The sequence below is a fragment of the Martelella sp. K41-7 genome, from assembly GCF_055808365.1.
On sequence record NZ_CM147867.1, the window covers coordinates 3,382,330 to 3,407,688 of the forward strand.

The 25,359-nt window shown below is 59.9% G+C and carries 27 protein-coding genes, 1 tRNA gene and 1 pseudogene; 15 read left to right on the plus strand and 14 right to left on the minus strand.

Features of this window, described 5'->3' with window-relative positions; all coding sequences use genetic code 11:
• Positions 1-3: 3 nt before the first annotated feature.
• The 5 genes from AC0L7L_RS16115 to AC0L7L_RS16135 form a co-directional block, all read right to left on the minus strand.
• The gene (locus tag AC0L7L_RS16115; protein WP_473513967.1) at positions 4-708 is read right to left on the minus strand and encodes an ABC transporter ATP-binding protein; all 705 of its coding nucleotides are present in this window, start codon (positions 706-708) and stop codon (positions 4-6) included.
• 1 nt (position 709) lies between these two features.
• Positions 710-1,432 (minus strand): ABC transporter ATP-binding protein, encoded by a 723-nt coding sequence (locus tag AC0L7L_RS16120; RefSeq protein WP_473510067.1) that lies wholly within the window; start codon positions 1,430-1,432, stop codon positions 710-712.
• On the minus strand, positions 1,416-2,411 hold the full coding sequence (locus AC0L7L_RS16125) for a branched-chain amino acid ABC transporter permease (RefSeq protein WP_272213038.1): 996 nt from the start codon (positions 2,409-2,411) through the stop codon (positions 1,416-1,418). The genes AC0L7L_RS16120 and AC0L7L_RS16125 overlap by 17 nt, the downstream gene beginning before the upstream one ends.
• Before the next feature lie 2 nt (positions 2,412-2,413).
• The gene (locus tag AC0L7L_RS16130) at positions 2,414-3,295 is read right to left on the minus strand and encodes a branched-chain amino acid ABC transporter permease (RefSeq protein WP_272213039.1); all 882 of its coding nucleotides are present in this window, start codon (positions 3,293-3,295) and stop codon (positions 2,414-2,416) included.
• A gap of 83 nt (positions 3,296-3,378) precedes the next feature.
• Complete coding sequence (locus AC0L7L_RS16135) at positions 3,379-4,632, minus strand: ABC transporter substrate-binding protein (protein WP_473510070.1); 1,254 nt, start codon at positions 4,630-4,632, stop codon at positions 3,379-3,381.
• Between the two features lie 287 nt (positions 4,633-4,919).
• Here AC0L7L_RS16135 and AC0L7L_RS16140 point away from each other — a divergent pair, with 287 nt between their 5' ends.
• Complete coding sequence (locus AC0L7L_RS16140) at positions 4,920-5,570, plus strand: TetR/AcrR family transcriptional regulator (RefSeq protein WP_272213041.1); 651 nt, start codon at positions 4,920-4,922, stop codon at positions 5,568-5,570.
• 96 nt (positions 5,571-5,666) lie between these two features.
• On the opposite strand, the gene AC0L7L_RS16145 is transcribed toward AC0L7L_RS16140, so the two are convergent.
• Positions 5,667-6,038, minus strand: coding sequence for an ArsR/SmtB family transcription factor (locus tag AC0L7L_RS16145; protein ID WP_272213042.1), 372 nt, complete (start codon positions 6,036-6,038; stop codon positions 5,667-5,669).
• Between the two features lie 254 nt (positions 6,039-6,292).
• Between AC0L7L_RS16145 and AC0L7L_RS16150 the strand changes: the two genes are divergently transcribed.
• Together AC0L7L_RS16150 and AC0L7L_RS16155 are read left to right on the plus strand one after the other, a co-directional pair.
• The gene (locus AC0L7L_RS16150) at positions 6,293-7,804 is read left to right on the plus strand and encodes a dihydrolipoyl dehydrogenase family protein (RefSeq protein WP_334312985.1); all 1,512 of its coding nucleotides are present in this window, start codon (positions 6,293-6,295) and stop codon (positions 7,802-7,804) included.
• Entirely contained in the window at positions 7,801-8,418 is a 618-nt protein-coding gene (locus tag AC0L7L_RS16155; RefSeq protein ID WP_473510074.1) for a CDP-alcohol phosphatidyltransferase family protein, read from the plus strand. Before AC0L7L_RS16150 ends, AC0L7L_RS16155 begins: the two co-directional genes overlap by 4 nt.
• Positions 8,419-8,467: 49 nt before the next feature.
• On the opposite strand, the gene AC0L7L_RS16160 is transcribed toward AC0L7L_RS16155, so the two are convergent.
• Positions 8,468-9,076 carry an RNA polymerase sigma factor gene (locus AC0L7L_RS16160; protein WP_272213045.1) on the minus strand — a complete coding sequence of 203 codons (609 nt, stop codon included), beginning with the start codon at positions 9,074-9,076 and terminating at the stop codon, positions 8,468-8,470.
• 286 nt (positions 9,077-9,362) lie between these two features.
• Between AC0L7L_RS16160 and AC0L7L_RS16165 the strand changes: the two genes are divergently transcribed.
• The 6 genes and pseudogenes from AC0L7L_RS16165 to AC0L7L_RS16190 all read left to right on the plus strand — a co-directional run bounded on the left by AC0L7L_RS16165 (position 9,363) and on the right by AC0L7L_RS16190 (position 15,307).
• Positions 9,363-10,130 carry a TVP38/TMEM64 family protein gene (locus AC0L7L_RS16165; protein ID WP_473510076.1) on the plus strand — a complete coding sequence of 256 codons (768 nt, stop codon included), beginning with the start codon at positions 9,363-9,365 and terminating at the stop codon, positions 10,128-10,130.
• Between the two features lie 110 nt (positions 10,131-10,240).
• Positions 10,241-10,486: a zf-HC2 domain-containing protein gene (locus AC0L7L_RS16170; RefSeq protein ID WP_272213048.1), complete on the plus strand. Its 246-nt coding sequence runs from the start codon at positions 10,241-10,243 to the stop codon at positions 10,484-10,486.
• A gap of 82 nt (positions 10,487-10,568) precedes the next feature.
• Complete coding sequence (locus AC0L7L_RS16175) at positions 10,569-11,798, plus strand: ABC transporter substrate-binding protein (protein WP_473510079.1); 1,230 nt, start codon at positions 10,569-10,571, stop codon at positions 11,796-11,798.
• Positions 11,799-11,843: 45 nt separating this feature from the next.
• A pseudogene (locus AC0L7L_RS16180) lies at positions 11,844-13,525 on the plus strand (ABC transporter permease).
• Positions 13,526-13,527: 2 nt separating this feature from the next.
• Positions 13,528-14,199: an ATP-binding cassette domain-containing protein gene (locus AC0L7L_RS16185; protein WP_272213052.1), complete on the plus strand. Its 672-nt coding sequence runs from the start codon at positions 13,528-13,530 to the stop codon at positions 14,197-14,199.
• Positions 14,192-15,307, plus strand: a complete 1,116-nt coding sequence (locus tag AC0L7L_RS16190) for an FAD-dependent oxidoreductase (protein ID WP_272213053.1) — start codon at positions 14,192-14,194, stop codon at positions 15,305-15,307. The genes AC0L7L_RS16185 and AC0L7L_RS16190 overlap by 8 nt, the downstream gene beginning before the upstream one ends.
• 211 nt (positions 15,308-15,518) lie before the next feature.
• Here the strand turns inward: AC0L7L_RS16190 and AC0L7L_RS16195 are convergent, their stop codons facing one another.
• Positions 15,519-16,094: a TetR/AcrR family transcriptional regulator gene (locus AC0L7L_RS16195; protein ID WP_473510081.1), complete on the minus strand. Its 576-nt coding sequence runs from the start codon at positions 16,092-16,094 to the stop codon at positions 15,519-15,521.
• 525 nt (positions 16,095-16,619) lie between these two features.
• Here AC0L7L_RS16195 and AC0L7L_RS16200 point away from each other — a divergent pair.
• Positions 16,620-17,288 (plus strand): hypothetical protein, encoded by a 669-nt coding sequence (locus AC0L7L_RS16200; RefSeq protein ID WP_473510083.1) that lies wholly within the window; start codon positions 16,620-16,622, stop codon positions 17,286-17,288.
• Between the two features lie 85 nt (positions 17,289-17,373).
• On the opposite strand, the gene AC0L7L_RS16205 is transcribed toward AC0L7L_RS16200, so the two are convergent.
• On the minus strand, positions 17,374-18,444 hold the full coding sequence (locus tag AC0L7L_RS16205; protein WP_473510085.1) for a helix-turn-helix domain-containing protein: 1,071 nt from the start codon (positions 18,442-18,444) through the stop codon (positions 17,374-17,376).
• A 137-nt stretch (positions 18,445-18,581) separates the two neighbouring features.
• Between AC0L7L_RS16205 and AC0L7L_RS16210 the strand changes: the two genes are divergently transcribed.
• Positions 18,582-19,754, plus strand: a complete 1,173-nt coding sequence (locus tag AC0L7L_RS16210) for an alpha/beta hydrolase family protein (RefSeq protein ID WP_272213057.1) — start codon at positions 18,582-18,584, stop codon at positions 19,752-19,754.
• 93 nt (positions 19,755-19,847) lie between these two features.
• Entirely contained in the window at positions 19,848-20,381 is a 534-nt protein-coding gene (locus AC0L7L_RS16215) for a hypothetical protein (RefSeq protein WP_272213058.1), read from the plus strand.
• An 85-nt stretch (positions 20,382-20,466) separates the two neighbouring features.
• Here AC0L7L_RS16215 and AC0L7L_RS16220 read toward each other — a convergent pair whose 3' ends face one another.
• The 4 genes from AC0L7L_RS16220 to AC0L7L_RS16235 all read right to left on the minus strand — a co-directional run bounded on the left by AC0L7L_RS16220 (position 20,467) and on the right by AC0L7L_RS16235 (position 23,483).
• Positions 20,467-20,967 carry an Lcl C-terminal domain-containing protein gene (locus AC0L7L_RS16220; protein WP_272213059.1) on the minus strand — a complete coding sequence of 167 codons (501 nt, stop codon included), beginning with the start codon at positions 20,965-20,967 and terminating at the stop codon, positions 20,467-20,469.
• A gap of 197 nt (positions 20,968-21,164) precedes the next feature.
• The gene (locus tag AC0L7L_RS16225) at positions 21,165-21,566 is read right to left on the minus strand and encodes a DUF2000 domain-containing protein (protein WP_473510088.1); all 402 of its coding nucleotides are present in this window, start codon (positions 21,564-21,566) and stop codon (positions 21,165-21,167) included.
• Between the two features lie 66 nt (positions 21,567-21,632).
• The gene (locus AC0L7L_RS16230; RefSeq protein WP_473510090.1) at positions 21,633-22,439 is read right to left on the minus strand and encodes an AraC family transcriptional regulator; all 807 of its coding nucleotides are present in this window, start codon (positions 22,437-22,439) and stop codon (positions 21,633-21,635) included.
• 138 nt (positions 22,440-22,577) lie between these two features.
• Positions 22,578-23,483 (minus strand): alpha/beta hydrolase family protein, encoded by a 906-nt coding sequence (locus AC0L7L_RS16235; protein WP_473510092.1) that lies wholly within the window; start codon positions 23,481-23,483, stop codon positions 22,578-22,580.
• Between the two features lie 9 nt (positions 23,484-23,492).
• Here AC0L7L_RS16235 and AC0L7L_RS16240 point away from each other — a divergent pair, with 9 nt between their 5' ends.
• Together AC0L7L_RS16240 and AC0L7L_RS16245 are read left to right on the plus strand one after the other, a co-directional pair.
• Positions 23,493-24,194 (plus strand): hypothetical protein, encoded by a 702-nt coding sequence (locus AC0L7L_RS16240; protein WP_473510094.1) that lies wholly within the window; start codon positions 23,493-23,495, stop codon positions 24,192-24,194.
• Positions 24,195-24,294: 100 nt separating this feature from the next.
• The gene (locus AC0L7L_RS16245; protein WP_473510095.1) at positions 24,295-24,450 is read left to right on the plus strand and encodes a hypothetical protein; all 156 of its coding nucleotides are present in this window, start codon (positions 24,295-24,297) and stop codon (positions 24,448-24,450) included.
• Between the two features lie 165 nt (positions 24,451-24,615).
• On the opposite strand, the gene AC0L7L_RS16250 is transcribed toward AC0L7L_RS16245, so the two are convergent.
• Positions 24,616-24,704: transfer RNA gene (locus AC0L7L_RS16250), tRNA-Ser, on the minus strand.
• A 309-nt stretch (positions 24,705-25,013) separates the two neighbouring features.
• Here AC0L7L_RS16250 and rplU point away from each other — a divergent pair.
• Positions 25,014-25,328, plus strand: coding sequence for a 50S ribosomal protein L21 (rplU, locus tag AC0L7L_RS16255; RefSeq protein ID WP_272213064.1), 315 nt, complete (start codon positions 25,014-25,016; stop codon positions 25,326-25,328).
• Positions 25,329-25,359: the final 31 nt, after the last annotated feature.

Genomic DNA, 25,359 nt, shown 5'->3' on the forward strand with positions numbered 1-25,359 from the left:
ACCTCAAAGTCCCAAATAGGCCTTGCGCAGGCCGTCATCGTTGAGAAGATGCTCGCTGCTGCCGGCCATCACGATCCGGCCGTGCTCGATGACGTAGCCACGCGATGCGAGCTTGAGCGATCGTTTCACGTCCTGTTCGACGAGCAGGATCGTCACGCCCTCGCGGTTGATCGCTGGCAGTTTGGCGAAGATATCCTTGACCATGACCGGTGCGAGCCCGATCGACGGTTCGTCGAGCAGCAGCAGTTTCGGCGAGGTCATCAGCGCACGGCCGATCGCCAGCATCTGCTGTTCGCCGCCGCTGAAGGAGCGTGCGAGTTGGTGCCGCCTTTCCTTCAGTCGTGGGAACAGCGAATAGATCCACTCGAGATTGTTGCGGGTTCTGTTCCTGTCTTTCAGGATGTCGCCGCCGACGAAGAGGTTTTCCTCAACATTCATGTGCGGGAAGAGCCGACGGCCCTCCATCACCTGAGCGATCCCGAGCCGGGCGATCTGGTGGGCGGGTTTTCCGGAGATGACCTCGCCCGTGAAGCGTATCTCCCCGGCCATTGCGGGCAGCGTGCCCATGACCGTGCGGATCAGCGTGGTCTTGCCTGCGCCATTGGCGCCGAGAATGCTGACGATCTCGCCCGGTGCGACCGACAGCGAGATATCTTCCAGAATGCGGATATCGCCATAGCCGGAATGGAGTTTTTTGATTTCGAGGATGTCAGTCATCGTCTCCTCCCAGATAAGCCGCGATCACCGTCGGGTCAGCGGCGACATCGGCCGGCAACCCGTCGCCGATCTTGACGCCGTGATGCAACACGACGATGCGGTCGGAAACGCTCATCACAGCATGCATATTATGTTCGATCAGCAGCACGGCGAGCCCGTCTGCCGCGAGGTTGCGCAGCAGGTCGAGCATTGCGCCGGTCTCCACCGTGGTCAGTCCTGCCATCACCTCGTCAAGCAGCAGGATGCGTGGTTCAGTGGCGAGAGCTTTGGCCACTTCCAGCCGCTTGCGCCCGGCAAGCGTAAGTGTGCGGGCGCGATCGGTGGCACGGCTGACAAGACCGACCTGCTCCAGCACGGCCATAGCCCGTCGCTCGGCCTCTTGATGGCCGGGATGGCGCAGGAACGCGCCGATTGCGACGTTTTCCAGCACCGTCATGTCGCCGAAGGGGCGGACGATCTGAAATGTCCGGCAAAGGCCTTTTCGGCATATGGCCGGCGGGGAAAGCCTGTCGATCGACTTACCGTCGAAATAGACGCTGCCGCGAGTAGCACGGAGGAAACCGGATGCGATCGAGAACAAAGTGGTCTTGCCGGCGCCATTGGGGCCGATCAAGCCTACAATCTCGCCATTCCCGACCTCGAAGGACATATCCCTGATGGCTGGCAGCCCGCCGAAGGTCTTGGCAACATTGCGAAATTCAAGCAGCGCCATCATTCTTCTCCATGGAGGGTTTTGCATTTGAACGGGAAAGTGACGCGGCGATGCGACCGAAGATGGCGACGAGGCCGCGCGGTTCAAAGGCAATGACGAGCATCAGGATCAGACCGTAGAGCAGCATGTCCGCGCCGACGATGCCGCCGGTGAAACGGCGGGCCGCCTCCTCGCCGAGAAGCAGCAGGGTGGCGCCGAGCATCGGCCCCCAGAGCGTGCCTCGCCCGCCGATGATGCAGACGACGGCGATCTGGACGCTGAGCGCGACGCCGAAGACCTTTTCCGGGCTGATGAACAGCACGAACTGGGCGTAGAACGTGCCGCCGATCGCGGTCATGGCAGCACTCAGCACATAGGCCATGAGCTTGTAGCGCCCGACGTTGACCCCAAGCGCGAGAGCGGCCTCCTGGTCATTGCGGATCGCCGTCAGATAGGCGCCGAAACGCGAGTGCAACGCTGCACGATTAATCAGGAAGGCAGCCGCGACCATAACGACCGCCACGGCGTAATAGAACTCCTTACGCGTGTGCTGGAACAATAGGGGAGCGTCGCGCATCAGCGTCACTTCCAGTCCGCGCGGACCGCCGAGCAGGCCGTGGGTATTTTCCACGATGATGCGCAGCACCATTGTGGCGGCAATAGTCGCCAGGGCGAAATAGGCGCCGCGCAGCCTGAAGCAGGGCAGGCCGATGACGGCGGCAATCGCACCGGCAATAATTGCACCGGCAAGCATGCCGATCCACGGGGTGAGACCGAAATCGATGAACAGAACGGTGGACGTGTAGGCGCCGACCCCGAACCAGGCCGCATGGCCGAGCGAAAGCTGACCGCCGATCCCGCCGATCAGGTTCCAAGCATAGGCGAGATAGGCGTAGAGCAGAACAAGAATGACGATGGACAGCGAATAGGGGTTGGAAAAGACGAGAGGGATGCCGAGGACAAGAACGGCGCCAAGGCCCCCAAAAAGCAGTTTCGATGGCATGGTCATTCGCGCTCCAGTCCAAACAGACCCGCCGGCCGGATGTAGAGCACGGCGAGGAATACGATGAAAATCAGGGCTTCGGCGAATGATACGGGCACGAACTGTGCGCCGACGGATTCTAGAATGCCGATGATGATTCCGCCCCAGAACGCGCCGCCGATCGACCCCATGCCGCCCAGTACAACGATGATGAAGGCGCGCAGACCGAAAATGTCGCCGACGAAGGGGTTGACCGGATAAAGCGGCACCAGCAGGCAGCCGGCGACGCCGACGACCGCGAGCCCGATCGCGAAGGACAGTTGATAGACATGGGTGCTGTCGATGCCGAGCACGCTTGCGGCTTCCCGGTCCTGGCCGGTCGCGCGGATCATGCGGCCGCTGCGGGTCTTGCCGAGATAGATGATCACGCCGATCGTCACCAATGTGGCGATGACGAAGCCTGCGATCTGCGGCAGCGAGAAGATCAGGTCACCGATCAGAACGATCTCGTTTGACCAGTTGCCGGACATGACCTGGTAATCCGGTCCGGCAATCATCAAGAACAGGTGATCAAGGAAGATCCAGAGGCCAGTGGTGAAGATCAGCACGCCGATCGGTTCACGGGTCGCTTCCTTACGGTAGATCGGCTCGATCATAAAACGCTGGATGTAATAACCGGCGGCGAACAATATGGCTGCGACAGGAATGATCACAGCGAGCGGATGCAGCCCCAGGCTCCTTGTCGCCCAGACCGCGATATACATCGCGATCATCAGAAACGAGCCATGGGCGAAGTTTATGATTTTCATCACGCCGAACTGGAGACTGAGCCCGAGTGCGATCAGCCCGTAGACAGCGCCGCTCGCGATTCCGTTGAGGAGCGCCTGAAATAATATGGTCGACATCGATCGGCCCTCGAAATGAGTGTCTGATGCAGGAGCCGCCCTCCGCTTGAAGGGCGGCGATGCTGACTATAGATCGGATGAGATCAGTTGACGGCCTTGCCGACGGGCCACTTCATCTCATAGCCGGGAGCTGCCACTGGCTCTGGCCACACAGTCCGGTAGGCACCCTCCGAAATCTGTTGGACAACGAAGCGTTTTTTGGTGTTTTGCCCCTTCTCGTCGAACACCACGTCGTAGCCGAGCAACTGTGCGATATCATTGCCTTCGAAACGCGTTTGGGCGAGCGCATCGCGAATTGCATCCGGATCAGTGGAGCCGGCGCGCTCGAGGGCATCCTTGAGAATCCAGACGACAGAATAGGCGACGACCGAGAATTCTGACGGTTCGGTGTCGTATGCTGCGACATAGCCGTCCCAGAAATCCTTGGCGAAGGGGGTATTGATGGTCGATTCGTAGCCGGCCCAGCCATTGGTGCTGACAATGCCCTCCGTTCCTGCCTTGCCGACGGAGGGAATGAATGTCGGGTCGACCTGGCCGGCGCCGCTGCCGATCACAACCTTGGAGTCGATCTGCATCTGTGCGATCAGTTTATGAAGCTGGATGGCGTCGGCGGCATAGGCTGTGACCGAAATCACGTCGGGCTTGCGGCCCTTCACCTTAAGGACCAGCGGCCTGAGGTCCGGCGCATTGGCAGGGTAGGATTCATCAAGCACGATCTCGATCCCGGCTTCATCGAAGCGCTGGCGGAGGCGCTGTGCCAGATCCTGGCCCCAATCGGTGTTTTCATAGACGATCGCTGCGGTTTTCGCCGGATCACCTGTCGTCTCGTTCGCCCAGGTCACGAAATCGACGACGCTGTCGGCATTGCCTGAAGAGGGAACCTGCGTGGGGCGGAACACATATTTGTAGCCGCGCTCGGTGATGTCGGCCTTGGCTGCCAGATCGACGATCCACGGAACGCCGTATTTTTCGGCAACTGCTGTGGCAGGGAAGGTGACCGAGCTCTGAAAGGCGCCGATCATGACCGAGACGTCCTCGACGGTGATCAGTCTTTCGGCCTCGGTGAGGGCAACCTTCGGGTCGCCGCGCGAGTCAACTTCGAGAAGCTCGATCGGGGCGCCGTCGAGCGAGGCAATGCCGCCGGCGGCATTGATCTGCTCGACGGCCATGTGAGTTGCCCTGCTCATCTCCTGGCCGATCGAGGCTGCGGCGCCACCCGAAAGCGGGATGATGTAGCCGACCTTGACGGGGTCGGCTGCGGTCGCTGGCAGAGTGCCGGCAACGACGCCGAGCGCCGAAAGCGCGCCGGATGCGAGTAATTTCCGAAATCCGTTCATGTTTCAATCTCCTCCTGCTCTTCGTAAAATATGACATTGGTGTCAGCAGCTAATTCGCTTGTAACAATGTAAATATCGAAGAGTGACTAATGAATAACTGACACTGATGTCAGTGTCAATTAGAACCTATCGAAATCGATCCTCTGAACCTGGCGTCGGCAAGCCAATGGCAGGAATATTAAGGAGAAATTTCCCGACAACGGCTCGGATTTGCGATTGAAACGAGGTGACATAAATGTCAGTGTTCGTCGCAAGCGCGCGACCATAACTGAACAGCGGAAACACCATTGAAACAACCAGCACACGCCAAGCCCGAGCGCGGCTCGAGCCATGACACCGAGACCCTCATCCTTCAGGCGGCGGAAACGGTATTCTCGCAGAAAGGCTACTTCGGCACGACAGTCGCCGACATCGTTGAACGAGCTGGAGTCAGCAGAGGAGCGTTCTATCTCTATTTCAAGAATCGCAACGAGGTGTTCTCGGCGATTCTTGCGACCGTTGTGGGGGAGATGTTCATGCTGTCTTCCTCGCGCCAGTCGGGCACGCCGCAGCAACGCGTCGAAAATGCCAACCGCACCTATATGGAGATGTTTTATCGCCACCGGGCCTTCATGCGCAGCGTCATTCAGGTCGCCACCTTCGATACCGAAGTGGCGGAAACCCTGAACGAACTGCGCGGGAAGTTCATCAACCGCGTTCGCGAACATATCGAACGCGGCGTTGAAGGCGGAAAATGCCATGACGTCGACCCGGACATTGCATCGTTCCTGCTGGTGATTATGGTCGAGTTTACATCTTACAGTTGGCTTTCTTTCGACTGGCAGCCGAAATCCGGCGATTTCGATTTCGACAAGGTTGTTAAGGAAGCAAGCAGCATATGGAGCCGTGCCGTGTACAAGGCGCCCGAAGGGGATGCTGCGCCCGAAAACGAAACCTGAAGATCCCGCGCGGGTTTTCTCCGGACTGAACCAGCTGCACAACACGCCGGTGACAAACACGATGCCGGTCAGAAGCAACAAGCCCCTGGGAACATCTCAGAAGAAAAAGGCTATCGCTTCGCCAGTGTGGCTTTGACGGTCGACGGGAAAAAGCGTGGTGGCCCGCTCGGAGAAGTCGATCAGTTGACCATAGGCCAGCCACCAGGTCACTGACGCGAATTCGGGGTTGATGTCCGGATTCTTGCGATAGCGCACCCATTGTGCATCGCGCCGGTCGAGGATCAGCTCGGCATCCCGCAGAACTTTCAGATGGCGCGACATGCGGCTCTGGGTGGCCCCCAGCGGCGTCATCAATTCACACACACAATGCTCCCGATCGTTCCAGCTCAGGGCCAGCGCCGCGCGCCGGGCCGGTTCGGTTCGGATATCGCTTCTAACAAATCCTGCATGACTGTTTCTCACGCGCATATGCGCCTTGAATCATATCAACGAAACAAGATGCCACGCGAGTTCAGATCGGTGGATAATCCCGCGCCTGAACACCAGAACGGCTGAGGCAGAACGACGTCGGCGCACTGCGGCGATCCCAAACACCATCGGGACGGCTTTGCTCCGCCCAGACATGTCCTTCATTTTTTTGCTCCGACTTGCGTAACAGCTCCGGCGCTCGGCAGTCTCTGTAAAACAGGCTCCAACGGGCCGCGATTTCACGAGGCAACCGAATGGCACCGACAGATAAAAAGCCGAAGTCCAACATACAGCGGTGGAAACGGCCGAAACGATTCGACCGCAATCTCATCGTAATCGGTGCTGGCTCCGCCGGTCTTGTCTCGGCCTATATCGCCGCAGGCGCAAAGGCAAAGGTGACTCTCGTCGAGGCAAACAAGATGGGTGGCGATTGCCTGAACTTCGGCTGTGTGCCATCCAAGGCGCTCATTGGCAGCGCGAAGGCGGCGCATCGGATGCGTCACGCCGACCGCTATGGACTCAGACCGGTCAAGCCGGAGATTTCCTTTTCCGCCGTCATGGAGCGGGTGCATTCGGTTATCGCCGAAATCGAACCGCACGACAGTATCGAACGCTATACCGAACTGGGTGTCGAGGTCCTGCATGGCCATGGAAAGCTTATCGACCCCTGGACGGTGGAGATTGCATTGAGCAGCGGCGAAACCCGACGCTTGACGACCCGCGCGATCATCATCGCCACAGGCGCACGCCCCTTTGTGCCGCCAATTCCCGGTATCGATGAGGTCGGTTATCTCACATCGGATACGCTCTGGGATAGCCTGCGCTATCGCCCCGAGGCACCAAAACGGCTGGTCGTTCTGGGTGGCGGGCCGATCGGCTGCGAACTGGCGCAAAGTTTTGCACGGCTCGGGTCAAAGGTCACTCAGATCGAAATGGCGACGCGCCTGATGATGCGCGAGGATGAGGACGCCTCCGGGCTCGTTGAGACATCACTCCGTTCAGATGGCGTGGCAGTGCTGACGGGTCACAAGGCTGTCGCCTGCGGCCTGGAAGCGGGCAGTAAATGGATCGAGGTCGAACACAATGGTGAAAGACAGCGCATCGAATTCGATGACATGATCGTAGCCGCTGGCCGGTCGCCGCGGCTGAAAGGTTTCGGGTTGGAAGAACTCGGCATCGAGACGGACCGTGTCGTCGCGACCAATGCATATCTGCAAACGCTTCACCCGAATATCCTCGCCGCCGGTGATGTCGCGGGCCCTTATCAGTTCACCCATGTCGCCGGGCATCAGGCCTGGTTTGCCACGATCAACGCGCTCTTTGGCGACATCAGACGTTTCAGGGCCGACTACCGCGTCATTCCCTGGGCGACGTTCACAGATCCGGAGGTGGCACGCGTCGGCCTGTCAGAGACCGAGGCGAGGGAAAAGAACATTCCCCACGAAGTGACACGCTTCGGCAACGACGATCTCGACCGCGCAATCGCCGACAGTTCGCCAGGTGGCTTCGTCAAGGTGCTGACGGTTCCGGGCAAGGACAGGATTCTCGGAGCGACTATCGTTGGCGACCATGCCGGCGATCTGCTCGCGGAATTTGTTTTCGCCATGAAACACGGACACGGTCTGGGAAAAATCCTGGGTACGATCCATATCTATCCGACACGCGCCGAAGCAAACAAGCTGGCCGCAGGCCAGTGGCGCCGCAACCATCTCAACGGCGTCCTCCTTTCGCTGCTCGAACGATTCCAAACCTGGAGGCGCGGATGATTGACGCCCGGATATTGCCGCTGCAGCGTGCTGTCCTTCAGCCGGTTGCCAGGCTTCTGGCGCGGCGCGGCGTGCGCGCCGACGCGATCAGCCTCATCGGGTTCCTCGCCGGTCTCGGCGCCTTCATCGGCCTGTGCTTCGGCGCATGGTTGCTGGCGCTCGTCCTTGTTCTCTGCAACCGGCTCATGGACGGGCTGGACGGCGCCGTGGCGCGCATCCAGGGCCCGACGGATCGCGGAGCCTACCTCGATATTGCGCTCGACATGGTGTTTTACGCCCTCATCCCACTGGGCTTTGCGGTTCAGGCGCCCGCCGTCCACGCACTGCCGGCAGCTGTGCTGATCGTCTCTTTCGTCGGGACCGGCTCGTCTTTTCTCGCGTTTTCCGCTGTGGCCACCAAGCGTGGCAAAAAGGCGCCGGAGTTTCCCACGAAGGGCATCTATTACGCAGGAGGATTAGCGGAAGGGTTCGAGACAATGGCGGTATTCGTCGCAATGTGCCTGTTTCCCGGCAAATTTCCCGTGATCGCCTACGGTTTCGCAGCACTCTGCGCGCTTACCACCGTGATCCGGTGGCGGCAGGGTTGGGTCGCCTTTTCCAGCGCCGAAAAATGATCGCACAAAGGAAGGCGCCGAGCCGCGAGCGGACACAGCCATGTACCCGTCAGATGTCCTTGTTCAGACGGTCAAGGGCGTTGCGCAGTGTCACACGCGCCCGGTGCAGCAAAACGCGCATGTTTCCCTCGCTGATGTCGAGAAGCGCACAGACCTCGGAAGGATCAAGCTCCTGTTGACCGCGCAGGATCAGCACCGCGCGCTGTGCCGGAGGCAGCGTCGTGATCACGACCTCCACATGCTGCAGAATGCTCCTGCCCGACACGTGGCGCTCGGGCGTCAGATCGTCCCAAAGCTCGGGCAAATTGCGCCAACGTCCGCGTCCGTCAAAGGCATCCTCCAGCCCATCGCCTTCACCCTGGCCGTCAAACAGGACGACACGCCCCTCGCGCTTTGCGCGGGTGCGGGCCTTGTTGATGAGGATGGTGAATATCCAGCTTGCCAACGAACTGCGTCCCTCGAAGAGATCGATACGGTTGAGCACGGAAACCCATGTATCCTGAACCACCTCTTCCGCCGTCTGACGGGACTGGACCATCCCCGTGCAGAAACGGATCATCGCCGCATTGTGCCGTCGAAACAGGCATTCGAAGGCCTCACGGTTCCCCTCAACCAGCAGCCGCGCCAAAGCCTGCTCGTCATTTTCCGTATTGCTCACAATCCCTCCAGCCACCGTTGGCGTTCCATTAGCAGAACTGTCCTTCCGGAAGTCCAGAGCGATTTGCGCCGATCAAGTCATCGTGACGCAACCCTGCTTCCGCCTCTCGGGAACTTGATTCAAACCAGTGCGGGCGATGCGATATGAAACGAATGAACGGCCCTCACGTTCATGCGCCATCGCCACCTGAACCGCGCCTCCTGTCCCTTCCGGGCAAGAGCGTTGTCGGGTTGCTTTGCCGCCGCCGCCACGACCGGTGACTTCGCCCATGACTGGATATTCAAAGATGTCTGATGACCATAACCAACCTCGCCCGCCAACAGGCAACACAACTTCAGCAAAACCGCTGTCGCGCTTCGCGCCTGTCGGCATTATCGTGCTGGGGCTGGCGCTCGGCTATGCCCTCGGCTTGCAGAACTATCTGAACCTCGGTTTTCTTGCCGAACAACGGCAGGCGCTGCGAGCCTATGTGGATGCCAATACGGTCTGGTCGGCGCTGATTTTCGTCAGCGTCTACATTATCGCTGTCGCCTTTTCGTTTCCGGCGGCGTCGATCCTCACCATCTTCGGCGGGTTCCTCTTCGGCTGGCTGGCGGGCGGGGCGCTCGTCGCCGTCGGCGCCACGATCGGCGCATCAATCCTCTTTCTGGCAACGCGTTCGGCCTTTGGCAGCTTTTTGCAACACCGGGTCGACGGGGTGGTCAGGAAACTCGCGGACGGCTTTCGCGAAAATGCACTTGGTTATCTGTTCGTCATCCGGCTCGCACCAGTGTTTCCCTTCTTCGTGGTGAACATCGCCGCCGCCCTGTTCGATATCAGCCTCGGGCGCTTTGTCGCCGCAACCTTTTTCGGCATCCTGCCCGGCACGTTTGCCTATGCCTATCTCGGCCAGGGCGTCGACAGCGTGCTGGTCGCCGCGCAAGAGGCTGGACGCGAGGCGCAGATTTCCGATCTGGTGACACGGGACATAACACTCGCTTTTTTTGCGCTGGCCGTAGTGGCGCTGATTCCGACGGTCGTTAGGCAGATCCGCAGACGCCGGAGCGGTTCCTGAACGGCGGGCGGCCGGAAGAGCGAAACCGGCGGCAGAAAAAACAGTCCGGGCTGTAACGGATCGTGGCCGCGCGAGTCCTTTCCATAGGCTCCACAACAAGGATTGATCTGATGTTGCGATGCAATGAAGTCGCCGAACGCGCCAGCCTTCTCATAGACGGCGAGCTCGGCCCGTGGCAACGCCTCAACATCAAGCTGCACCTCGCCATGTGCCGCGGTTGCCGCGTCTTTGTAGCGCAGATGCGGATCACGTGTGATCTCACGCGCATGGCAAGCGGTTCGGAAGAGCAGCACATCGACCCGGAGATCCAGGCCGCACTCGCGCGAAGGCGGCCGCGGCCCATCGGCATGGTCTGAGGATGTGGACAGTTTAAATTATCGAAGACGGTGTTTGAGCGAAGCGGCTCCGGCCGATCCGCACAGGGGAGAACAAAACAACATGCGTTTGACGAAACAACTTCTGGCGGCCTGCGTCATAACCGGGAGCGGCTGTCTGAATGCCGCAGCAGCTGAACCCGACGTGAGCGACTGGCCGGAGATCGAAAAGGCAGCCGCGGGCCAGACTGTTTACTTCAATGCCTGGGGCGGCTCGGAAAACATCAACGCCTATATCGAATGGGTGGGCGCGCAGATGCAAGAGCGCCATGATGTCACGGTCGTTCAGGTCAAGCTCGACGATACCGCGAGCGCTGTTTCCAAGGTGGTGGCGGAAAAGGCTGCCGGAAAAGATGAGAATGGCTCGGTCGATCTCATCTGGATCAATGGCGAGAACTTCGTCTCGATGAAAAAGCAGGACCTGCTTCTCTCCCCCGGCTGGGCAACATCGCTGCCCAACTGGCATTATGTGGATGTCGACAACCAGCCGACCATCCTCACGGATTTTACCGAACCAACCGACGGGCTGGAAAGCCCCTGGGGCGGGGCGAAGATGGTCTTCTTTTACGACAGTGCCCGCACGGACGCGGGTTCCTTGCCGGACAATGCCGCTCAACTTCTCGACTGGGCGAAAAAACACCCTGGCCGTTTTTCCTATCCCGCTCCGCCGGACTTCATCGGTTCATCCTTCCTGAAGCAGGTCCTGAGCGAGGTGATCGACGATCACTCGAAGCTTGGCGAACCGGTGGACGAGAAGACCTTCGAACGCGACATCGAGCCTCTTTTTGCCTATCTCGACGAATTGCATCCGGTTGCCTGGCGCTCGGGCCATGCCTTTCCGCAAAACTATCCGGACATGAAGCAGAAGCTGGCTGACGGCGAACTGGATATCATCTTCGCCTTCAACCCGGCGGAAGCCTCTGCCGGCATCGAGGCGGGCGAATTGCCCGATACCGTGCGTTCCTTCACCTTTTCCGGCGGAACGCTGGGGAACACGCATTTCGTCGCCATCCCCTATAATGCCAATGCCCGGGAAGCTGCCCTGCTGACCGCCAATTTTCTGCTGTCCACGGAAGCGCAATTGCGCAAGCAGGATCCGGCCTATTGGGGCGATCCCACCGTTCTTGCCATGGACAAACTGCCGGAGGCCGACCGCGCCGCCTTCCAGTCGCTCGATCTCGGCGTGGCGACCCTTCCGCCAGACCAACTTGGGCCGGTCGTCGCCGAGCCGCATGCAAGCTGGATGGACAGGATCGAGACAGAGTGGCGCAAACGCTACGCAAGCGGCAACTGATCCGTGTCGGGCAATCAGGGCGCACAAGCAGAAACGGGACGATGGGTGGCGCGCCTTGCCGCAAGCGCGGTCGTGGTCACCCTCGCCCTTCTGGTGCTGCCCATCACTTTCGGATTGCTCGGAACATTGCTCCCCGCCTTCGGTTATCTGCCTGCACTCGGCGGCCACAGCTTCCGTCTCGATGCCTTCGCCAGCCTGTTTGCCACGCCGGGGCTGACCGACGCGACGTTGCTGAGCTTCGCAACCGGGCTGGTTACCACGGTGCTTTCCCTCACGATCACCCTGGTTTTTATCGCAGGGTTTGCCGGAACGCCGACGCTGTCGCGTCTTCAGCACCTGCTTTCGCCGCTTCTTGCTGTGCCGCACGCGGCAGCAGCATTCGGGCTTGCATTTCTGATTGCTCCGTCAGGCTATCTGGTCCGGCTCGCGGCCCCCTTCTCGGCATCGAACGACCACCTGACATCCTGATCCCGCATGATCCTCTCGGATTTGCGATGATCGCAGGGCTGGTACTCAAGGAAACGCCCTTCCTGTTTCTCGTCACACTCGCCGCCCTGCCGCAGGTCGATCTCGCCCCTGCACGCAGGCTGGCAGCCTCCTTCGGTTACGGACGGATCAGCGGCTTCATCTACCTTCTGTGGCCTGCGCTCTACCGGCAGATCCGTTTCGCCGTCTATGCCGTCATCGCCTATTCCACATCGGTGGTGGACGTCGCACTGATCCTCGGACCGAACCTGCCCGGCACGCTCGCCACGCGTCTCGTGCAATGGATGAGCGACCCCGATCTCACCTTTCGTTTCTTGGCGTCCGCCGGTGCCGTCGTCCAGCTGGCGATGACGCTTGCGGCGCTCGTCGTCTGGTATACGCTGGAGCGATGTTGCGCCGCATTGCTTCGGCTGTTGCGGGATCGCGGTTGCCGCTTCGCGCGGGACGCGGGACTGCGGCGACTATCGACCTTCGTCATCGGGATCATCGGCTCGGCCGTTTTTGCCGGTCTCATACTGCTGGCGATCTGGTCCGTGGCCGGGCTGTGGCAGTTCCCAGACCCTTTGCCGCAGAGCTTTACCTTACGCAGTTGGGTGCGGGCGTTGCCACAGATGATCGATCCGCTGTTCACCACGCTTGTAACCGGCTTTTTCTCGACACTGATCGCCATCATGCTGACAATCGGCTGCCTTGAACGGGAGAACCAGACGGGACGGACCGGCGGTGAACGAAGCCTCTTCATTCTTTACCTGCCGCTGATCGTGCCCCAGATTACCTTCGTGTTCGGCCTGCAACTCCTCTTCATCGGCAGCGGCAGCCAGCATCGCTACGCCGCGCTGATCCTGGTTCATATCGTTTTCGTCCTGCCTTATGTGTTTCTCTCGCTCGCAGATCCATGGCGGGCGCTCGACCGGCGCTATGAGATCATCGCCACAGCGCTCGGGCGTTCCCGCCTGGCCGTGCTTGTCACCATCCGACTGCCCATGCTGATCCGGCCGATCCTGACGGCATCGGCCGTCGGCTTTGCCGTTTCGGTCGGACAATACCTGCCAACGCTGCTCATCGGCGAGGGACGGCTCCAGACCATCACCACGGAGGCCGTCGCACTCGCCTCCGGCAACAATCGCCGCGTTATCGGCGTCTATGCCCTGCTGCAGACAATTCTGCCGCTGATCGCCTTTTCACTGGCCGCGATGCTGCCCGCTCTCCTCCACCGAAACCGTCGGGACATGAGGGTTTGACCATGCGACACGCAAATAGCCGAAACGGCCTTTCACTTTCCAATGTCGTGATCCGTCTCGGCAGCGACGTGCTGATTGATCTTTCAGCGCATATTTCATCTGGCGAGGTGTTGACCGTGATGGGCCCCTCCGGCTCCGGCAAATCGACGTTGCTCTCTTTCATCGGCGGCTTTCTCGACCCAGTGTTCGAAACCGCAGGAGAAGTCTCCGTCGACGGCATTGATCTGCTCGCCCTGCCGCCGGAAGCACGACGGGCGGGCATCCTGTTTCAGGATCCGCTCCTGTTCCCGCACATGTCGGTCGGGGCCAATATTGCGTTCGCGATCCCCGCCGACGTGAAGGATCGCCACGCCCGGCGACACCTCGCGGCCGGTATTCTGGCCGAAATGGATCTTGCCGGTTTCGAAAACCGTGACCCGGCAACGCTTTCCGGCGGGCAGAAGGCCCGGGTCGCGCTTGCGCGTGTGCTCGTCTCACGCCCGAGGCTGTTGCTGCTGGACGAGCCCTTCTCCAAGCTCGACACGGAATTGCGTGCCCAGATGCGCGGCCTCGTCTTTACCAAGGTGCGCGATGCCGACCTTCCTGTCATTCTCGTGACCCATGATGAGGCCGATGCGGATGCCGCAGGCGGTGTCATCCATAACGTCGGCCCGAAAGACCAGCCCTATGCTTGAGAACAATGAGACGGATAGACCGGTTGTCCTGCTCGGCGGAGGCCATGCTCATGTCGAGGTCGTCCGCTCGCTTGGCGAACATGGTCATGGCCGGAAGATCGTGCTTGTCTCGCCATCGCGCCATGCGCCCTATTCCGGCATGCTGCCCGGCTATATCGCGGGCCGGTATCGCTTTGAAGATTTTCATATCGATCTGGCCGCCCTGTGTGAGCGCAAAGACACGACCTTTCTGGAAACATCGGCGACTGGCATCGATCCCGGGCGCCGGAGCGTATCGCTCGCAAATGGACAGGTTCTCGGCTACGACCTGCTTTCGATCGATATCGGTTCAGCGCCTTCGCTTCCGGCAGGCATTTCAGGCGGCATCCCGGTCAAGCCGATCGCGAGTTTTGCGAAGCGGCTGGCCCAGTTGGACGCCTTGGCCGAAGAACACGAAGGACCGCTCCGCCTCGCCATTATCGGCCATGGCGTGGCGGGAGTCGAGATGGCCTTCGCTCTTCATGAGAGGTTTGCGCGCGACCGGGTACAGGTCACGCTTGCAGGCCGCGCGCTTCGAGCTGTTCCCGAGCGTGGCAAAATGACACAAAGATTCGTGGAAACGGCACTGCAACAGGCTGGCATCGAACATTATTCCGGTTTCGATGTTGTCGCATTCGAAAACGGCGAACTCGTCGCCGGCGATGGCAGGCGACTTCCGGTCGACGAGGCCGTCTGGACCACGTCGAGCGGCGCTCCGTCGTGGCTTCGCAAGTCCGGTCTCGAACTGGACGCGGGCGGGTTCATCCGTGTGGATGCCACGCTGCGTTCCGTCTCCCACAGCAATGTCTTTGCAGCCGGCGATGTCGCATCGCTGCCCGACCCGCGGCCCAAGGCCGGCGTCTTCGCCGTTCGCCAGGGCCCGATCCTCGCGGACAACATCCGTCGCAGCCTGACAGATGAAACTTTGCGGCCCTTTTACCCTCAGCGCGCGTGGCTGGCACTGATCTCGCTTTCCAACGGACACGCCATTGCCGACAAGTGGGGTCTCGCGGTTTCTGGACGTGGGGTGCAGGCCTGGAAGCACTGGAATGATACGCGGTTTGTTCAGCGATATCGAAAGCTGTGCTAAAGTCTTGTAGGGATACGAACCTTCGACCCCGTCGCTATGAGATTTTTCCGCACAAAAAATTCTAATACCGAACAAAAGCTTGGCACCGCTGGAATGACAAAAATGGACCCGGGAGCTGTCAGGCAGCTTATGGGAAGAACGTGGGCTAAGCGGACGTTCGGCACCAAGAACCGCCTTGCAATCAAAGCGCTATCGCCGAGTCGAAGCGGAATTAGTCCTGCCCAATCGTGGTCGCGATCAACCTAGCGAGATCGTCGACGGCATCCGTCTTGCTGACCCGTCCGCGGGTCATCGCATCTGATAGCGCGTTGGCCGCACCGAGGATGGCGATCGCCCGGCGCTGAAGTTCAGGTGCGGACAGGCCGGTGAAGGGCTTCAGGACGTTTGCATAATGGGCGATATGCTCATCCAGCATGTCGCGCTCATAGGCCTCCATTTCCGGATCACCCTTTAGCGCGCCTCCAATCGCATGAAATTCGGGGCCGACGCCTTCATGGCAGTCCATATAGGCCTCAGCCAGAAGCCACGCGACCTCAACGAGTTTCGCCGGCGCGTTGGCCAGCGCCTCCTGTGTAGCGCGCACCTGCTGCTCGTTGATCTCCCGGTAAAGCGCGATCATCAGGCCCGAACGCGTGCCGAAATGGTTGTAGGTGATCGGCTTACTGACGCCCGCCCGTTCGGCAAGGCTCCCGAGCGTCAGGGCATCTGTGCCGCTTTCGCGCACCATTTCCCGCGCCGTCTCCAGCAATTGCGCGCGCCGCTCCGCTTTCGGCATTTTTTTCGACATGACACGCCTGTGAGGTTGAAAGCAGAAAAAATCCGCTTATATTACACTTAGTAACTTACTAGTAGTATATTACTGATTGTAACACGTGACCCCGACAATGGCCAGCCCGCTCGACACTACCGAACGTCAGCGGCGCGGATGCCGGGATACAGCGAAATATCGTAGCACGATACACAGGAGATCCCATGCTACACGACCCCATTCTTCTCGTTGGCGGCGCCGGCTTCGTCGGCCGCCAGACCGCACAGCATCTGCGCAAGCACTTCCCGGACGTCCCGCTGCTGATCGGCGGACGCAACCTTGCCCGGGCCGAGGAAGCGGCGGCCGAAATCGGCAATGCCCGCGGCGTCGCCGTCGACCTAGCGAAACCGGATCTTGGACTGGGCGATCAGCCGGTCTCCGCGCTGGCGCTGTTCTTCAAGGAGGATAGTCTCGGCAGCCTTCGCTTCGCGCAATCGCGGGGGATCCCCTATCTCAGCATTCTCGTCCGGCATTCACGAGCTCGCGCCGGAAGTCGCGGCCCATATGCTGAGTGCATCCTCCACGCCGGTGGTGCTCGGCGCCGAATGGCTCGTGGGCGCCACGACGATCCCGGCCCTGGAAGCGGCGAAGGCCTTCGGCACGATCGACGATGTGCGCGTCAGCGCCATTATCGACGAGAACGACATCGGAGGCCCTGCAACTTATGCCGACATGGAACGCCTGACCAAAATGATGCCTGCCGCCCTGTCGATCGAAAATGGCGCCTATGTCTGGCGCACCGGGGAAGAGGTGCAAACTGAGGTGACAGCAGTCGACGGCACGACGATGCCCGGCGAGTTGCTTTCGCCCAATGATGTCCTGATCCTTGCTGAGGCGACAAAGGCTCCGAATGTCGCGTTCCGTCTGGCCATCGGGGAATCGTCTTCACGGCGGAGCGGTGAACCACTGTCCACGGAAATCATTGTCGAACTTTCCGGGAAATCCCATGACGGCGCGGCGCTCAAGAGCGCTCAGGCCGTGGTTCATTCCGGCGGCCAGATGCCGCTCACCGGCATGGGCGTCGCAATGCTGCTCGAGCGGCTGGCAGGCTTGTCCGGAGAGCCGGTTGCCGCAGGGCTATATTTCCCCTCCCAGCTGTTGCCGGCAGAAGATTATATGACGCGCTTGAAAGCGATGGGTAGCGAGGTACGCGATCTCGACGGAAAGCGCTGATTTTTAACCTTTGCACCGCAAATCACCGGTGCGGATATCAGGGCGCGGTTACCGGATGGTGGCCTCGCCCTGAAATGCGGAGCCGTCAGGAGCGCTTCCCGGATGAAAAATCGCCATCGGGCTCCGCTCGTTTTCCGCGCCGCAGGGCACCCGGCGATGTTCCAAACCAGCGCCGGGCAGCGTGGTTGAAGGCGGCCAGTTCGCCATAGCCAAGCCGAAATGCGATCTCGGAAAGGGAAATCGTCCGATCGCCGAGAAGCTGGCGGGCGGTTTCGGCGCGGACGGTATCAACCTCCCGGCGAAAGGAGGTTCCCTCATCAGAAAGCTTCCTCTGCATGCTACGAACCGAGATGCCCATACGGGTCGCCACATCGCTCTGGGATGCGATCGAGCCGGCCATGCGTTCACCGATATGATGGCGAACACGGCCTGCGAGGCTGTCCAGAGCGGGCACATCATCAAGCCCTCTTTCGGCGGCATCTTCCAACGCCTTGAAAACAGGAAACGAGATATCTTTGCGAACCTCACTGAGGCGGGCGCGATCAAAGACCACCGAAGCGTGGGGCTGATCGAAATGTACGGACGGGCCAAACACACGATTGATCGGCTCAAGATGGGAAGGTGCGGGAAAGTCAAAATGCGCCGAGACTGGCAACACTGCCGCCCCGAAAACATGTTCGGGAATGAGCGCCACATTGGCAAGGGCCCAGATCGTGCCGAATTGTGCGGCACGGGTGAATTTCGGCTCGCCCCTGACATGCGTGTGCATCATGGTCAGGCGATAGGGAGTGATAGAGAGTTCAAAGGCTGAGCGCTGGTTCAGCAGCCGGTTGAAGCGTGCCATTTGATAGAACACGGCGTGCGGCGTTTCGCTCTGCAGGATCAGCTGACCCAGAATCCCGAGCCGGGTGAGGTCTGTCTTCAGGGCCAGGACCGCGCCAACCTCCGGCCCGCCCCAGCGATCGACCAGAAGCGTACCGAATTCCAGCACCGCCTCTTCACCCATATGGGAGGCGGTGGAATGGTCCTGTTTCAACACGGCGGAAATCCTTCGAAAACGCCCGGCTTCCGGCGCGGATATCAGCGTTTCCTTCTCGGCGAGGTCGATCAGCAGGTCAAACATATCGATCGACGTTTTGGCTTCGAATGTCCGCATGGCGTGCTTTCCAAATCGCTTTATGCCGATTGTCTCGTGGTGACGGAAACTATCAAACATTTGGCGGAAAATATCAAAAAAATATCGGTCGATTTGCGTAATCCAACCAGCAGAGCAACCGATAGAAAGGCAGAACCATGTCAGATCCGAACAAAACGACTGTAGGCCCCGTCGGCATTCGTCATCTTTTCGAAGACCAGACCTATCACTTCCAGGCCTTGCGCGTGCTGAGTGACGCAGGCGCCGGTGCCGCTGATATCGCGGAAGTGCTGCAGGCCATATCGACCATTCCCGCAGGCGATGCCGATGCATGGTATGACGCGTTTGCCCGGATTGCGCGCGTCAATGAAAAGCTTGCAGAAGACTGTGGCGACCGCGTGAGCCGTGGCCTCGCCCGCTTCCGCGCACATACCTACTGGAGAACGGCGGAGTTTTTCCTGGCCAGCGATGATCCACGGCGCGCCATCGCCTGGAAAAGCCAGATCGAAAACTTCGATCAGGGGCTCACCGATCAGGCCATAGCCTATCAGCGTTATGAGACGCCTTATGAAAACGGTGTGCTCAAAAGCATCTTCTTCCCGGTCGAAGGCGGAGAGAAGCGCCCGTTGCTCGTCATCGTCGGCGGTTTCGACGGCACCCTTGAAGAGCTCCATTTCATGATGGGCAAGGCGGCCAATGAACGGGGATACAGCACGCTTCTTTATGAAGGCCCCGGACAGTCCGGACCGGTGCGCGACCAGCAGATATATTTCACCCACGAATGGGAAAAACCGACCAGTGCGATCATCGACGACCTTCTCGAAAAGCATCCGGAATACGATCGGATTATTTTGACGGGCATCAGCCTCGGTGGCTATCTTGCGCCAAGGGCCGCTGCGTTCGATGATCGGATCGACGGCGTCATCGCCTTCGATGTGATGTATGATCTCGGCGCTGTCGTCGAGAAATTCCGCCCGATGATCAATCACCCGGTCTATTCAAAACTGCCGGGCGTTTCATGGGCTCTGGAAAACGGGCAATGGGTGTTCGGCAAGGACAGCCCGGAGGCTTTCATCGACGCGGCACATGCTTTCACGCTTGCCGGTGTCGCGCAGCAGATCAAGGGCGACGTCCTCATTCTCGCAGGCGAAATCGATCATTTTGTTCCTGTCTCACAAGTTGAGGATTTCGAGAAGGCCCTCGTCAATGCCCGGTCTGTTGAACATGTGATCTTCAGCGAGGAATCGGGCGGCGGAGAACATTGCCAGGTGGGGGCGGCCGCGCTTTGGCAGGCGTCGGCGTTCGACTGGATCCTGCGGCGCTTTGGCTGAGAAACCCAATAGACAACCATACGGCCTCCGGACAAGTCTTGCTCCGGCGGGCCGGTGCGGTGACATCTTCACACAAAATCAGGAATGAACAAAATGGAGACAAAACTCGCGCTGATGATTGTGGGCCTTGCCTTGGCCGCGCCAAACGCTTTTGCGGGGCAAAGCTTGCTCGATCAGACAAACCGGCTTTGCTTTGGCGCGTTTGAGGGAGCCCTACTTGAAAGCCACGGCTTCGAGGCGTTTCAGATGGAAACGAAAGTACCGTTCATGATTTCAGCCTATCAGGGAGAGATTGACGGCAACGAGACCCTGGTTTTTCTGGGCGAAAGATTTGGTCGAAAGATCTGCGATGTGAACCTGCCCGATGCGACGGTCGAGGCCTACGACGAGGTGCATGCCAGCCTTTCAAACCTGTTCGGTATCGCCGGGACCAACTACGACCAGCCCGGGAGCGAAAACGGATACCGGGGCGAGATCTGGGCCGACACGGAAACCATGTCCGGCCCTATCGAAAATCTGGAGATTGAAGGCATGGATTTGAGCACGGTCTTCGTTCAGTTTACCCGGACGCCGTTCAGGCAAACCGCAGATCGAAGCGGCTTCATTATCTCTTATTCCACGCGATAAAATTGGCGCTGCTGCCGTCTGCTTTTGGCGGGCGGCAGCTTGCCCTTGCGGGCGTATCGGTGCGACACATGGATGGACAGGCGCTTCAGCGAGACCGGTCTTTCACGAGCAAGACGGACAGGTGGAAGCCCTGGCTGTGCATGTCGAAAAAGCCGTTGGTGAAGTCGAAGAAGTAGAACATGTCGGGCATCGCTTCCGTGGATGTCCAGAACAACGCGCCATCGCCGAAGTCGGTGGCCGCAATGTTGGGAAAAGCCACAGGGTCGATCTTCGGACCCTCGCAGGTGTTGAGGATAAGGGTTTCCAGTTCCGGCCCGGTTGGAACGCGCCAGCCCCCGCCTTCCTTCCTTGCGTAGTCAATCGCCTCGTTCAGCCCAAGGCCGCGCGCCTCTCCGGAACAGGTCTGTGCGGCGGCGTCCCACCGCATGCCGATCGCGCATCTTTTCCAGGTCAGACCGTGTTCACGGCTCGTCACCTCGTCGCCCTGCAGGACGAAGCCGGCGCCGTCCGCCTTGCTACAGGCTGCATGGGCGTTGACGGGAAGGAGAAGTGACAGAAAGAGGGTCGGTAAGACGCTGGGTCGCATGCAGCTTTTTCCTTGCGCTGACTTTGAATGGCACGTCGAATGATCGGATCAGGTCCGATAAGCCCGGTTTGTGGCGAAACACGGCTCGAATGCCGCGATTTTGCAAGAATTATCCGTTTCCCCCAGATCTCAGATGCTTCGACGGTAGAGCAAAACCCGCCTTGCTGTCCTGTTGGGTAACGTTCGGGCGGTCGACATCAACGCAGCAGTGGCAGGCGGCCGCAGATCCGGTCCACGGCCTTGCGCGATCCGGCGATCAGGAGCGCCTGCGGCGTGTGTGCGGCCAGGGGTTCGGCGGCGATCCGGGCCGTGTAGTCGGCATAATCGCGTGCCTCGAAAGCGGCGCGCATATAGGCCAGCCGTATCGGCAGGCCGGCCGCCTTGTCGAAGAGCGCCGGCAGCTCCTCCGCCGGAGCGCCGAGAACCGGCAAGGCGACGGTTGTGATTCCGGCAAGGGAGATGCCGTCGCCGGTGGGCGTATCCGCGCCGACCAGGTCGGGACGCAGTTTCCCGAGGCTCATGGCCATAACGGCCGAGAAATTTGCCTTGAGGCCGGTCGGCAGCGTTTCATCCAGAATGATCACGGGTTTGAGTGACATGGCGGTATCCTTTCGCGCCACGCCATGTCATGTCTGGAGGCGTCGGGTCTTGGACGAAATTGACCTTTAATGCCGGATGAGCGCACCGGGCGTCACGCCGTAATGACGGCGGAAATGGCGGATCAGGTGCGCCTGATCGCAAAAACCCGCGGAAATGGCAGCCTCCACCGCGGGCGTGCCATCAAGCAGCAGGCGGCGGGCGTGCCCCAGCCGGGCGCGCAGCACATGACCGTGCGGCGTCAGGCCGGTGGCGCGGATGGTGCTACGGATGAGATAGGACGGGTTCAGGCTGACCGCAGCCGCCATGTCGGGCAGGCTCAGCGGTTCGCCGGCGGCGACGCCATCCGCGATAAAATCAAGCATTGCGCGGATCGCGGCGGGCTCGTTTCCCGCCCGGCGCAGTTCTGCACGACCGTATTGCGTAAAGGCTTCGGCCAGCACCGCATGGGCAGCTTCTGCGACCGCCAGTCGGTGATCGGCCATCCGGGGACTGTTGAGGCATGCAGCGAGCCCGGCCAGCGCCTGCGACAGCCTGAACCCACGGTCGCGCGGGGCGATTTCGGCAAAGCCGCGAAGGCTGCGCACACCCAGAACCGCGCGTACCGCCGCCTCGGAAGCGTACAGCATGTTGTAACGCACCCGTTCTGCGGCGGCGTGGCCGGTATGCGGCTCTTCCGGGTTCATCAAGGAAAGCGAACCGACCGGCAGCACCATGCTTTCGCCGCGACAAAGATAACCGCCCACGCCCTCGGCAATCGCGCCGATCGCAAAGCCCTCATGCGCGTGCCGGGCAAAAGTCTGCGTGCTGAAGGCTGCCTCGAAAAAATCGATGCCGTGAAGCCACTCGAGATGATGATAGCGGTTGCGTTGCATGGGCCCGATATAGCGCCGACGCGCTCGGCATGGAAAGAGGTCGCTTGAGGAAGAGGATGAGATTTTGCGCAGACGCGTGTTTTTGGCGCGCCGGACAGCGTTGGAGACGCTTGCCTGACCTGTTTCGCTGTCAGCCCTTCACAAATTCTGCTTCAGGAAGCCCGTGATCTCGGTCTCCAGTTCACGATGGACGGACGCCCGATCGACACCGGGTTCATCACCGCAGATCAGGCTGGCCTCCGCCGCGATCTTCTCTGGGCATGGATCGATGAAAACGAAGTGGCGTCCGGGCATGACGAGTTCTTGTGGCGGATGAGGCAGGTTGCCGGCAAGCGCCAGCGCGTTGGCGCCGACCTTCATGTAGGCCTCATCCTCCGGGCGAACAAGTAGAACGGGGATTTTGACGGCGGTGAGACCTGTGGCGCCGAACATCGTCGTAAGCGGATCGAGCAGGACGAGCGCTTTTATGGAATAGGGATTAATCGGCGGCGTCCAACTGGCAAGCGTCGTTGATATCCGGGTCCAGACGTCTTGCTCCGGCCCGCAGGAGCCGGCGTCAGCGCCGCCATGCGCCTGGCAATAGGCCGCCGCAAGCGCAAAATCGGCTTTGCCCCCCGCCAGCATGAGGGCGGTATAGCCCCCGGCGGAATAGCCAATCATACCGATACGGGCGCGGTTGGCATGGGCGGCGAAGCGGTCATCCTTAAAAGCCGCATCCAGCGCCGCAATTGCCTGTCGCGGCCGGCGCACCAGTATTTGGTCCTGTCTGGCAATCGGGTGACCTGCTGCATCGCCCAAATGCGTCGGCGCGACCACGATATAGCCCTGCCGGGCAAGATAGGCTGCGAAATCGCGATGGCTGAGAGGGCCGCCCAGATGACCATGCGACAGGAGCAGGACGGGAAAGCGCCCTTTCGCCACCGCCACGCCCCGGCTGGCGGTGATTTCAAATGGCCCGGCCTGCCAGGAGACTTCAGGAATGCCGGTCGGATACCAGATGACGACAGGGGCCTTTTCGAGATCCTCCTCAACCACGAGCCGCACGAGACCGGCATGGTACGGCGCGGCCCTCGTTTCAGACAGGAAAAAGCCGGTGCAGAGCATGGCGAAGGCGGCAAGGCAAAAGGCGCGGAACATCGTCGTCAATCCAAATCGTTCAGTCAGTCCGCCGGAAGACCGAACGGGAAAGCGGGGGCGTGCAACACCAGTCTGACAGCAGGCAAGAAAGACTGGGTGGCAGGTCATGTATCGCAGAAAGGAGCACAAACAAAGTGTTTTGGACGTGCTGAGTGTTTCTCTGCGCGACATTGCATATGTGGGACCGATGCTTTGCTCTTTCGCGGCGTTTCGGAAAGCGCGAGCAAGTTGAAGCGGAATGTCGGCGGCGCAATCGCCACCCGCTTTTCCGTCGATAATCTTGAAGCCGGTATTCAGAACGCGGAAGCGAAGCTTCAAAGCGCGCGCCAACGCCTGCTTGGCGCGGCCGCCATGGGTGCAATCATCGTCTCCCCGATCATGATGGCGGCGAATTTTTCCTCGGAAATGGCCAATGTCTCGACCCTGATCGACACGACCGTCGAAAGCATGGATGCGATGAAGAGCAAGGTGCTCGAAATCGCGGGACGACCTTCGCGGAATGGGCTAGGCGGTCAAAGCGGGCATGTTCTCAGCGCTCGAAACCGGCGCGAGCCAGATAAGGCGACGCCTCTTCATTGTGGCCCACGCCGACGAACTCCCTCTATTGCAACAGAATAGAGATGGAGCTGTCGCGCGAAGGCCTGAAGCTTCGCGACGGCCCGACGCAATCGGGATCGCAGATCGCGCTCGGCAAGGCGGCGCGAACCTGGACGGTGATGTGGCTGATGATGAAAGCATTCGGCGCGAAGCCGACAAAGGCTTTCAGTTACCCGCATTCACAAAATTTCGGTACGCAGAAATGCTGTATGCGCCGACTTTCGGCTGTGGCGGTGACTGGAAGAAGGGCCTGCAAGAACGACCCGTCAAAATGTAACGCAATTTGCTGCCAGATGATGTTGCGCGCCGCGCCATCCGATTTTGCGCGCTACAACGTGCCTGGTATGTGGCCCGCCGTGTGGTGTCATTGACCAAAATGTACGCGAAGCCAAGCAGGGCCAGATCACCAACCTCTTAAAATATTGATATTAAAAGAAAATCCTGGCGGAGAGGGGGGATTCGAACCCCCGATACGGTTGCCCGTATGCCGCATTTCGAGTGCGGTGCATTCGACCACTCTGCCACCTCTCCATAAAGTGCCGTGGTCTGCGTTGGAACGCCGGGGTCTCATAGCGGGCAAAACCCTGTCATGCAAGAGCGCAGCTCAAGCTTTTTTCATGTGTTTTATTGACTCCCGCATGGCTTCATCGTATGCACGCTGCCGGACGCGTATGTCCTGTGGCATGCGCTTGATCTTCTCTTGCGGGAAGATTTCACCGGCAGACCGGGTTTCACAAGAATTTATCTTTGAACTCCCTGCTTCAGACAGACTGATAAAAAGACGGTCATTCTTCTTGTCGAGAAGGATAGAGCCGGACTTAGAACATGAAAGGTAAAAAAATGTTCGCAGTCATCAAGACCGGCGGTAAACAGTACCGCGTGAATGCCGAGGACACGCTCCGTATCGAAAAGCTCGATGCCGAAGCAGGCGCCACGGTTGAGTTTACTGAGGTTCTGGTTATCGGCGAAGGTGCCGATGCCACAATCGGCGCTCCCTTTGTCAAGGGCGCTCTCGTCAAGGCGGAAGTCATTGAACAGGCCCGTAACCGCAAGGTTATCGCGTTCAAGAAGCGTCGCCGTCAGAACTCAAAGCGTACGCGCGGTCATCGTCAGCACGTCACGATCGTCAAGATCACCGACATCGTCGCCGGCTGAATTTAAAAGCAGAAGTTTCGAAGGTTTAAAG

Coding starts and splice junctions, on each gene's coding strand:
- AC0L7L_RS16165 (WP_473510076.1), top strand. CDS start 9,363: ATGTCTGATGACCATAACCAACCTCGCCCGCCAACAGGCAACACAACT.
- AC0L7L_RS16150 (WP_334312985.1), top strand. CDS start 6,293: ATGGCACCGACAGATAAAAAGCCGAAGTCCAACATACAGCGGTGGAAA.
- AC0L7L_RS16125 (WP_272213038.1), bottom strand. CDS start 2,411: ATGCCATCGAAACTGCTTTTTGGGGGCCTTGGCGCCGTTCTTGTCCTC.
- AC0L7L_RS16225 (WP_473510088.1), bottom strand. CDS start 21,566: ATGTCACTCAAACCCGTGATCATTCTGGATGAAACGCTGCCGACCGGC.
- rplU (WP_272213064.1), top strand. CDS start 25,014: ATGTTCGCAGTCATCAAGACCGGCGGTAAACAGTACCGCGTGAATGCC.
- AC0L7L_RS16205 (WP_473510085.1), bottom strand. CDS start 18,444: ATGCGGACATTCGAAGCCAAAACGTCGATCGATATGTTTGACCTGCTG.
- AC0L7L_RS16185 (WP_272213052.1), top strand. CDS start 13,528: ATGCGACACGCAAATAGCCGAAACGGCCTTTCACTTTCCAATGTCGTG.
- AC0L7L_RS16215 (WP_272213058.1), top strand. CDS start 19,848: ATGGAGACAAAACTCGCGCTGATGATTGTGGGCCTTGCCTTGGCCGCG.
- AC0L7L_RS16120 (WP_473510067.1), bottom strand. CDS start 1,432: ATGATGGCGCTGCTTGAATTTCGCAATGTTGCCAAGACCTTCGGCGGG.
- AC0L7L_RS16220 (WP_272213059.1), bottom strand. CDS start 20,967: ATGCGACCCAGCGTCTTACCGACCCTCTTTCTGTCACTTCTCCTTCCC.
- AC0L7L_RS16240 (WP_473510094.1), top strand. CDS start 23,493: ATGGTACGGCGCGGCCCTCGTTTCAGACAGGAAAAAGCCGGTGCAGAG.
- AC0L7L_RS16230 (WP_473510090.1), bottom strand. CDS start 22,439: ATGCAACGCAACCGCTATCATCATCTCGAGTGGCTTCACGGCATCGAT.
- AC0L7L_RS16170 (WP_272213048.1), top strand. CDS start 10,241: ATGTTGCGATGCAATGAAGTCGCCGAACGCGCCAGCCTTCTCATAGAC.
- AC0L7L_RS16145 (WP_272213042.1), bottom strand. CDS start 6,038: ATGCGCGTGAGAAACAGTCATGCAGGATTTGTTAGAAGCGATATCCGA.
- AC0L7L_RS16190 (WP_272213053.1), top strand. CDS start 14,192: ATGCTTGAGAACAATGAGACGGATAGACCGGTTGTCCTGCTCGGCGGA.
- AC0L7L_RS16175 (WP_473510079.1), top strand. CDS start 10,569: ATGCGTTTGACGAAACAACTTCTGGCGGCCTGCGTCATAACCGGGAGC.
- AC0L7L_RS16135 (WP_473510070.1), bottom strand. CDS start 4,632: ATGAACGGATTTCGGAAATTACTCGCATCCGGCGCGCTTTCGGCGCTC.
- AC0L7L_RS16195 (WP_473510081.1), bottom strand. CDS start 16,094: ATGTCGAAAAAAATGCCGAAAGCGGAGCGGCGCGCGCAATTGCTGGAG.
- AC0L7L_RS16130 (WP_272213039.1), bottom strand. CDS start 3,295: ATGTCGACCATATTATTTCAGGCGCTCCTCAACGGAATCGCGAGCGGC.
- AC0L7L_RS16155 (WP_473510074.1), top strand. CDS start 7,801: ATGATTGACGCCCGGATATTGCCGCTGCAGCGTGCTGTCCTTCAGCCG.
- AC0L7L_RS16210 (WP_272213057.1), top strand. CDS start 18,582: ATGTCAGATCCGAACAAAACGACTGTAGGCCCCGTCGGCATTCGTCAT.
- AC0L7L_RS16200 (WP_473510083.1), top strand. CDS start 16,620: ATGCTGAGTGCATCCTCCACGCCGGTGGTGCTCGGCGCCGAATGGCTC.